Genomic DNA, 568 nt, shown 5'->3' with positions numbered 1-568 from the left:
CTAGATCTGGCGCACCCGGAATCATAGATATTACAATATCGCTCCTTCTCACCAGCATATCCGGATCCTCGGTTATATCGGAAGTGGCCAATTTCAGACCTCCCCTTCGGTTCGGAGATTGTCGCGTCTCAGCGTCATTTTTCGTCACTGCGCTCATCAGGTCGCGAAGCTTTTGCGAGGCGCCAAAGTGGTTGATGTGCCCGTTGAGCAGCCGACCTAATTTGAATTGATCATCAATCTTAGAACTGCAAAAGCGCTCGGTGTCGAAATGCCGCCTGGGTTGATCTCCTCTGCCAACAACACGATCGAATGAGGTGGTGACTTCCGTTTTTGGCCCAAATGCGAAGTGCACGATCTCCGCTAGTTAGGTCGATATGGGGGCAAAAGCGGACGTCGCACACATTCCGCGGGCGATCTTACTGCGCTATAAATCCGAAGGCGACAACCAGTGCCACCATGCTCGCGAAAATCAGCATTGCTGGGATGTCAATCAGCGCGTGCCGTCCGCGAGAACTATCGCCCGCCTGATGACCAACGGCCGCGATACGCTCTCAAAGTCAGAGACGGT

General features: G+C 53.5%; 2 protein-coding genes. One reads left to right on the top strand and one right to left on the bottom strand.

The window, feature by feature from the left end; all coding sequences use genetic code 11:
- Positions 1–352, bottom strand: a 352-nt coding sequence (locus tag AC0L27_RS41165) for a hypothetical protein (protein ID WP_473323820.1), incomplete at its 3' end; no start/stop codon positions are given.
- Positions 353–374: 22 nt separating this feature from the next.
- Here AC0L27_RS41165 and AC0L27_RS41160 point away from each other — a divergent pair.
- Positions 375–568, top strand: a 194-nt coding sequence (locus AC0L27_RS41160) for a hypothetical protein (protein ID WP_473323823.1), incomplete at its 3' end; no start/stop codon positions are given.

It is taken from the genome of Bradyrhizobium sp. Ken51, from assembly GCF_055807435.1.
The sequence above is the reverse complement of the archived record's forward strand: the minus strand, read 5'-3'. Positions and strand labels throughout refer to the sequence as shown.